Source organism: Polyangium sp. 6x1, assembly GCF_029946515.1.
In the GTDB taxonomy this organism is placed as follows: Bacteria; Myxococcota_A; Polyangia; order Polyangiales; family Polyangiaceae; genus Polyangium.
Genome location: NZ_JARZHH010000084.1, coordinates 36,779 through 44,287, shown reverse-complemented (window position 1 = coordinate 44,287; position 7,509 = coordinate 36,779). Strand labels below are relative to the sequence as shown.

At 69.4% G+C, this 7,509-nt stretch carries 5 protein-coding genes; 1 reads left to right on the top strand and 4 read right to left on the bottom strand.

The genetic code is table 11. The annotated features are described in order from the left end of the window. Positions 1 to 195: 195 nt before the first annotated feature. Positions 196 to 450 carry a hypothetical protein gene (locus QHF85_RS43435; RefSeq protein ID WP_281333371.1) on the bottom strand — a complete coding sequence of 85 codons (255 nt, stop codon included), beginning with the start codon at positions 448 to 450 and terminating at the stop codon, positions 196 to 198. A gap of 260 nt (positions 451 to 710) precedes the next feature. Next, positions 711 to 1,931, bottom strand: coding sequence for a response regulator (locus tag QHF85_RS43430; protein WP_281333370.1), 1,221 nt, complete (start codon positions 1,929 to 1,931; stop codon positions 711 to 713). A 71-nt stretch (positions 1,932 to 2,002) separates the two neighbouring features. Here QHF85_RS43430 and QHF85_RS43425 point away from each other — a divergent pair, with 71 nt between their 5' ends. After that, positions 2,003 to 2,617, top strand: coding sequence for a response regulator (locus tag QHF85_RS43425; RefSeq protein WP_281333369.1), 615 nt, complete (start codon positions 2,003 to 2,005; stop codon positions 2,615 to 2,617). Positions 2,618 to 2,718: 101 nt separating this feature from the next. On the opposite strand, the gene QHF85_RS43420 is transcribed toward QHF85_RS43425, so the two are convergent. Both QHF85_RS43420 and QHF85_RS43415 read right to left on the bottom strand, forming a co-directional pair. Beyond that, positions 2,719 to 6,552: a hybrid sensor histidine kinase/response regulator gene (locus QHF85_RS43420; protein ID WP_281333368.1), complete on the bottom strand. Its 3,834-nt coding sequence runs from the start codon at positions 6,550 to 6,552 to the stop codon at positions 2,719 to 2,721. 107 nt (positions 6,553 to 6,659) lie between these two features. After that, the gene (locus QHF85_RS43415) at positions 6,660 to 7,472 is read right to left on the bottom strand and encodes a hypothetical protein (RefSeq protein WP_281333367.1); all 813 of its coding nucleotides are present in this window, start codon (positions 7,470 to 7,472) and stop codon (positions 6,660 to 6,662) included. Between the last annotated feature and the right edge of the window lie 37 nt (positions 7,473 to 7,509).

Here is a 7,509-nt window from a genome sequence, read left to right as displayed (position 1 = left end):
TCACCGCCAGATAGGCCTTCGATCGAGCGGCCCCGGTTCTTCAATATCGCCGCCACCCGCTTTGCGGTCCGCTCGGCGACATTCTGGACCTCACCCTCCGTCGGCGCTGACAGCCGCAGAAACGACAGCATTCTCCATCCATACCCGCGTGCCGCACGTACACACCATCCAGCACGAGCGTATGCGCATGCACGTTCAGCCGCAGCATTCCACGCGCATGAAGCCGTATTCGAGAATCCCGCAGCGCAGATACTCCTCGACCTCGCGCACGACGAATCGCGGCAAACTCCCAATCGGCTCCACGCGCTCCCGAAACGAGTCCCAATACGAACGCACGACTCGGTAGAGAACCGTCTCCTCAGGTCGATGCCGCTCGTAGCGGTCGCCGTCGCCATGCAGTGCAGAAAGCGAACCGGAAGGCCCCACGCGCGTCCCCATCGCGCGCGCCATGCCAAACGAAAGGGACGCCGATGACCGAGCACTTCCCCGATCTTCCCTGGCGGCCGCCACCCTCCGCCATGGCGGTCGCCACACCTGGCAAGGTCCACCGCCCACCTGACGCTCGACCTGCCCCCGCCTTCCTCAAGAACGGTACACAAACAGATTCCTGTTGCCGCTCCCGCTGCCGCTCCCGCGCCCGCCCCCGCAGCCGCTCCCGCAGCCGCTCCCGCAGCCGCCCCCGCTCCCGCTCCCGCCTCCGCCCCCGCCCCTCACCCCCCGCTCGTCCCCTCTTCCCCCACCGGCAGCGCACAAAAGAACGTCGCCCCTTCCCCGGCATTGTTCTCCGCCCACAACCTCCCCCCGTGCGCTTCCACAATGGACCGACTGATCGAAAGCCCCACGCCGAGCCCCTCTGTCTTCGTCGTATAAAACGCCTCGAACACCCGCTCCATATCCGCCGGCGCGATTCCCTTGCCCGAATCCTCCACCGACAGCACCACCCGATCCTTCCCATTGCCCCGCGTCCGCACGACCACGAGGCGCGCGCCGGCCGGGCGATCCGCGACCGCGTCGAGCGCATTGACCACCAGGTTCAGCACCACCTGCTGGAGCTGAATGCCGTCGCCGTCCACCCGGGGCAGCCGCGGCGCGAGATCCAGCCGCAGCGCCACGCTCCGGAGGAGCGCGTCATTGCCCACGAGCCGCGCCACCTCGCTCGCCAGCTCGTTCAGATCCTGCCCGTCCGTGCGCCGCGCGCCTTTCTTCAGCATCGCCCGCATCCGCTGGATGATCGTCGCTGCGCGCCGGTCGTCGTCCACGATGTCGGAGAGCGCCGAGAGCGCTTCGGCCACGTCCGGCGATTCCCTCTGAAGCAGGCGCCGCGCCGCCTGCGCGTTGCTCAGGATTGCGGCGAGCGGCTGGTTCAGCTCGTGCGCGATCGAGCTCGCGAGCTCGCTCATCGCCGCCACGCGGTTCATGTGCGTGAGCCGCTGGTTCGTGGCCATGAGCTCGTCGGTCCGCCGCACGACCTCGGCTTCGAGCGTATCCTTCGCGCGGGCGAGCTCCGCGGCGGTGCGTTCGAGCTCTGCGTTTTTCTCCACGAGCGCCCGCGCCCCGATGCGCACGGCGATCTGCGCGCGCACCCGGGCCGCGAGCTCGGCGCGCACGAAGGGTTTCGTCACGTAGTCGACCGCGCCGAGCTCCAGCCCGCGGACCCGGCTCGTCGTATCCGCGAGCGAGGTCATGAAGATGATGGGGATGTCGCGCGTGGCCGGATCCGCCTGCAAGCGCCGGCAGACCTCGAAACCATCCATGCCGGGCATCATCGCGTCGAGCAGCACGAGATCGGGCGCTTCGCGCCGGATTTGCCGCAGCGCCATCTCCCCGTCGAGCGCCACGGCGAGGGCGAAGGGCTCGGCCGCGAGCGCGTCGGAGAGCAGCTTGAGGCTTTGGGGGTCGTCGTCGACGAGCAGGACGAGGGACGCTCGCATCGTTGACATGCTCACGGATCTGGGGGAGGAATGCCAGCGATGCAGGTTCATGGTTTCACGGACGGGAAGCGATGACACCAACGGAGCGCACCGTATTCGTCGTGGATGACGACCCCTCCGTGCTGCGCAGCCTGGAGCGGCTCCTGCGCTCGGCGGGGTACGCGGTCGAGGCGCACGCCTCTCCCCGCGTGTTTCTCGACCACGCGCCCGCGGATCGGCCGGGGTGCGTGGTCGTGGACCTGCGCATGCCCGAGATCGGCGGCCTCGATCTGCAGGAGGAGCTCGCGCGTCGAGGCTTCGAGCTCCCCCTGGTCTTCCTGACGGGGCATGGTGACGTGCCGAGCTCGGTGCGCGCCATGAAGGGCGGCGCGATCGATTTCCTCTCCAAACCCTGCGACGATACCGATCTGCTCGCGGCCGTGGAGCGGGCGCTCGCGCGGGACGCGGAGGCGCGCGTGGTGCGGGCGGAGAAGGACGCCGCGCGCGCTCGGTTCGCGTCGCTCACCCCGCGCGAGCGTGAGGTGTGTCTGCTCGTCGCGCGAGGGCTCTTGAACAAGCAAATCGCGGCAGAGCTCGGCACGGCGGAGAAGACGATCAAAGTGCACCGGGGGCGGGTCATGGAAAAACTCGCCGTGGAATCGGTCGCTGACCTCGTGCGCCTCGTGGATCGGGCCCAAAGCTCCTGAAACTCCCCCCGAGGGCGGGCGGCGCGCGCGTCGTCCTCGGTGCCAAACGGGATACCAGGGCCGCACCGGCAGGGCCATGGGACCAAAGTCCTACATGGCGTCTAGCCGCGGGGCGCGAGCGCCGCGCAGAGCTCGCGGAGCTGGAAGCCCTCCGCCAGCGCCCGCACCTCGGCTGCCCACGCGGAGAGACGCGTGTCCTCGGCTTCGAGGGCTGCGAGCTCCTGCAAGACCTCCGGGATTCGCCCGCGCTCGGCGAGATCGAGCAGGCGCGCGAGCGCCTCCGCCGGCGGCTCGATCCGGGGTGAGGCCTCGGGAGCTGTCGAGACGCGCGAGGTCCGAATCCAGACGATACCGAGGCGCCGCGCGAGCACCTCGAAGAGCGCCGGCAGACGCACGGGTTTCGGCAGGAAGTCGTCACAGCCCGCGTCCCGCGCGCGCTCTCGTTGCGCCGCGTCCACGCTCGCCGAGGAGGCGACGAGGGGCAATGTCACGAGCGCGGGGCGAAGCCGCAACCGGCGCGCGATTTCGTCGCCCGAGACGTCCGGCAGGGCGAGGTCCAGGAGGACGAGATCAGGCTGTCGGGCCTCGATCGCCGCGAAAGCCCGCGCGCCGTCCTCGGCTTCGAGGACCTCGAACCCGAGCGGGCCGAGGGCATCCCGCAAGAACGCGCGATTGCCCTCGTTGTCGTCGACGACGAGCACGACCCGCCGCGGGCCCTCGTAGCCGGTGATCTCCTCGGCGGGACGCGCGTCGTTCGCCGAAAAGCTCTCCGCGACGACGGGGAGGCGGAGCGTGACCGCGAACGTGCTGCCCGCGCCGGGCGTGCTCTCCACGTCGAGCCGGCCGCCCATTTGCTCCACGATCTTGCGGCTGATGGAGAGCCCGAGCCCGGCGCCCTGCGCGCGCGCCCCCCGGTCGCCGGCCTGTTCGAAGGGCTCGAAGATCCGCGCGAGATCGGCGGGCGTGATCCCCGGGCCCGTATCCTCCACGCGAAAGACGAATTCCTCGCCCTCTCTTTCGACGCGGAGCGCGACGCGCCCCTCGCGGGTGAACTTGATCGCATTGCCGAGCAAGTTCAGGAGGACCTGCGTCAATCGTTTCTCGTCGACTTCGACGAACGCGGGCCCGCCCGCGGCCGGCACGTAATGAAACGCGAGCCCCTTCTGCTCCGCGCGCACCCGGCAGAGATCGGCGACGCTCTGGAGCAGCGCCGGGAGGTGGACTTCGGCCGGGGCGAGCTCCAACTTGCCGGCTTCGATCCGGGCGAGGTCGAGGACATCGTCGATGAGCCCGAGCAGGTGCTCCCCTGACCGCTCGACGACGCCGAGCCCCGCGAGATCCTCCCGCGACAGGCGCGGGGACCGGGCGAGGAGCTGCGCATATCCGAGGATGCCATTGAGCGGCGTACGCAGCTCGTGGCTCATGCTGGCGAGGAAGCTCGATTTCGCGCGGTTCGCCGCGTCGGCGGCCTCCTTCGCTGCTTTCAGCTCGGCCGTCCGCTCCTCCACTTGCGTTTCGAGCTCCTCGTTGCGCCGCGCGAGCGCCTGGAGCCGCACCCGAACGCCTCCGTACACGAGCGCCGAGGCCGTCAGCACATACCCGAGGTAAGCCCACCACGTCCGCCACGGCGCGGGTTTGACCTCGAACGCGATCGAAACGGGCCCCGCCACGTTGCCGGCATAATCGCGGCCCCAGGCCTGGAAGGTGTACGCCCCCGCGGAGAGGTTCGTGTAACGCGCCTTCGTGTCCACGGTCCAATCGCTCGGCGAAGGGTCGAAGCCGAGGAGTTGCATGCGGTATCGCGTGTCAGGCACGCGAAAAAAAGAGAGGAGCGAGAAATCGAAGGCGAGATTGTTCTGATTCCAGGGGAGCGACGTGTCCGGCGCGAGCGCCCTGCCCGCCGCGCGGACCGCGGAGAGGACGAGGGGCTTCGGCGTGACGTCCTCGATTTCGCCCGCCGGATCGAAGACGGCCGCGCCGCCCGCCGTGCTGACCCAGATGCGGCCGCGGCTGTCGACGAGCGAGCTGTTCTGCTGGCAATCGTTGCTCGGCAGCCCGTCGTCCATCGTGAAGGTGTACAGGGAAAACTCCGCCGGGTCGTCCGGCGTGGGCGCGCGGGGCGTGAGGCGCGCGACGCCGCGCACCGTGAAGAGATACGTGCGCCCTCGGCCGTCGGCGCGCACCTGCGCGATGTCGTCGCCCGGCAGCGCTGGACGGCTCTTCGTGTCGAGCCGGTCGAGCCAAACCTCGGCGTCGAGGTCATACCGCGCGACGCCGGCACCCATGGTGCCGATCCAGAGCACGCGCGCCCCGCGCGCGTCGCGCAGCTCGGCGAGCGTCATCAGATAATCGGAGCCGAGCGGCGCGTTTGCCGTGGAATAGTTCTTCCACACGCCATTTTCGAGGCGCGAGAGGCCCTTCGACGTGGCAAACCACGTGCTCGTCCCGCCTCCCGGGCGCGTGGTCTCCAGAATGGCGTGCACCTGGTTGGAGAGGAGGGGAGAGCTCTCCGCCTGAAAGACCTGCCACGTCCCGTCGTCGTCGAGGCGCCCGGCGCCGGCCGCGGCCACCCAGAGGCCACGCCCGTCGATCGACTCTTTCAGGTCGTACACGACGCCCCGCAGGATCGGCGCGCGGCTGTCGTCGTACGTCGTCAGCCGGCCGTCCTCCCAGCGGTGGAACCCGTGGCGGTCGCCCCCGATCCAGACCACCCCGGGCTCCCGTCGAGAGGGCAGAAGGGTCGTGATCATCGTTCCGAGCTTGTCCGACACATCAGGCGGAAGGACCGGAGACATCCCCTGCTCCGAGAGCCGGAGCACCTTGTTGTCCGCGCCAAACCAGATTTCGCGGTCACCCCCTGCGCCTTGCACCTCGGCGGGCCCCACGACCATGCCGGAGAGCGGCGAATTGCGCGGGGTGAAGGCCGCCCACGCGTCGTGCCGGAGCTGCGCGAGCCCGCCTGCGCCGGCCCAGAGCGTACGGCCGGTCGCCGCGACTGCGAGGACGTAATTGTCGGGCAGATGGGAGCTCGTCGTCGTCAGCGTCGCCCATTCCCCCTTCGCGAAGCGGGCGAGGCCGCCGCCGTAGGTGCCGGCCCAGATCGTACGTTCTCCCGAACCATCCACCGTCTCGACGAGCGCGCGGATCGGCAAACGAGACACGGGCGAGGATTCCGGCGCCACGCTTTCCCACCGGCCGTCTGTATATCGGAAGAGGCCCGTATTCGAGCCCGCCCAGAGCTCGCTCCGGCCCTTCCCGTCGGTGGTTTGCAAGAACGAATAGACAGCTTTTACGTTCGCCGCCGCGCCGTTCGTCTCAAAGCGCGCGCAGCGTCCCTCCTCGCAATGAACGAGCCCTCCGGTGCCGACCCAGAGCGTCGGTTCGCCGGACGGCAATGTCCCTTCGCGGAGGGAGTGGATGTCCGGGTGCTCGAAGCCCGGCCCGAGCTCGACACGGTGGAAACGCCCGCCGTCGAACCGATGAAGCCCATCGGTCGTGCCCACCCAGACCGCGGGCCCGCGGCGTGATCCGAGCATGGAACGGATCGGACGCCCGCTCAGGCCTTCGGCGGCCCCGAATCTCTGGAAAACCCCGTCGGCGAACCGGAAGACGGCGCCGTCGACCATGCCGAACCAGACGGAGCCGTCCTCTGCGTCGGCAATCGCCTGGACCCAGCTCGGCGAGCCTCCCGTCGGGATGAGCAAGGGCGTCATGCGCTGGCCGTCGTGGTAGGCAGCGCCGCCCTGCGTACCGATCCACATGTGGCCGGCGCGGTCCAAGGTGATGGCATTGACGACGCTATGGGGGAGGCCCTGGTCGACGCCGAAGACGCGAATGGTGGGGGCGCCGAGCGTGCTTGCGTCGGCGGCGGAGGACGGGCGGCTCGGGGCCGCGACGAGGAGGGCGAGTAGCGCGGGAAGTGCGAGGCGGCTCACGTGTGCGGAGAATACATGGAGCGCGGCGTTACCGGGAAGCGCGCTCGATATACCTCACGTGAGGGCTTGTGTCCTCGGACGTCGAGGCATGCAGGCATCAGCCGAAGCTACAGCAGGCCAATGCCGAGGAGGTTGAGGTGCAGGATGCAGAGGCCGCTCTCTTCGAGCGTGGTCTGGATGGCCGGCGCGCCGTTGCAGGTGAAGAGCCCGTCCGCGCCCGTGCAAGCCGTCGCACGATCGTAACGAATCTGCACGCCGCAGGTGTTGAGGGCCGTGCCGCAAATGCGCGATATCCAGGACACGCTCGTCAAGAGCCCGCAGGTGTTGAGCAGGTCCGCGCGGGGCCAGGCGTAGTAGACCGGGGTTTCCCCCGGGCCCTGGAGATCCACCTGCCAGACCGCTTCCTCGATGGTGAAGTCGCCCGCCGCCGGGCTCTGGGTTCCGGCGATGCTGGGGCCCGAGAGGAAGATCGGGACGTGCGCGCCCGCCGTATTGAGGTGCGTCACCATGCATGTGAGCGCGTCCTCCTTTTGCGCCGTCGTGAGGCCTCCCGTGACCCACGATCCGGTCGTGGCGAGGATCCCGCCGCCCGTGTAGACGCGCCCTCCGCTCGTGAGCTGTTTCCCCGCGGGAAGCGCGCATCGCGTGACGTACTCGAACACGTCTCGCCCGTCCGCGGTGGCGAGCAGACCCGTCGCCTCGATCGCGGGGTTTACGGCCGAGGGGTTCAGGGGGTTCGCCGCGGCGACGCTCAGCGACGCGAGCAGCGCGGTGACGTTCGCGTGATACGCGGCGGGGGTCAGGCCGTTCATGCCCCCCATGCCCGTGCTGGGCCCTCCTTGCGGCGCGAGCTCCGGGGCTTCGGCGAGATCTTCGGGCGCCTCCGCGGCACCGACGCAGCCGGCGAGTGTGAAGGCCATCCCAAGAACTGTAAGCATGCGAAACGACAACATGATC

Bases quoted from the DNA above. Each gene is read 5' to 3' on its own strand.
- QHF85_RS43425 (WP_281333369.1), top strand. From the start codon at position 2,003: ATGACACCAACGGAGCGCACCGTATTCGTCGTGGATGACGACCCCTCC.
- QHF85_RS43415 (WP_281333367.1), bottom strand. From the start codon at position 7,472: ATGGCCTTCACACTCGCCGGCTGCGTCGGTGCCGCGGAGGCGCCCGAA.
- QHF85_RS43435 (WP_281333371.1), bottom strand. From the start codon at position 450: ATGGCGCGCGCGATGGGGACGCGCGTGGGGCCTTCCGGTTCGCTTTCT.
- QHF85_RS43430 (WP_281333370.1), bottom strand. From the start codon at position 1,931: ATGCGAGCGTCCCTCGTCCTGCTCGTCGACGACGACCCCCAAAGCCTC.